At 46.3% G+C, this 242-nt stretch carries 1 pseudogene; it reads left to right on the forward strand.

The window, feature by feature from the left end:
- Positions 1-73: 73 nt before the first annotated feature.
- Positions 74-242: pseudogene (locus LKX83_RS32830) on the forward strand (ribosome biogenesis GTPase YlqF); the annotation flags it as partial.

The following is a 242-nucleotide window of genomic DNA, read 5'->3' on the forward strand; positions in this document are numbered from 1 at the left end:
TTAATTATCTGGCCGCTGGATAAGATTCGCTTAAACTAGCTTTAAATTTATTATAGAAATGCAGGTGAGGCATATGACGATCCAATGGTTTCCCGGTCATATGGCCAAAGCGCGCCGTCAAGTGACGGAAAAGCTGAAGCTGATTGATGTGGTCATTGAACTGCTGGATGCGCGTCTTCCGCTATCAAGCCGCAATCCGATGATCGATGAGATTGTATCCGGCAAGCCGCGCTTAATCCTTT

This window comes from Cohnella baijiui, from assembly GCF_020731285.1.
Lineage (GTDB): Bacteria > Bacillota > Bacilli > Paenibacillales > Paenibacillaceae > Cohnella.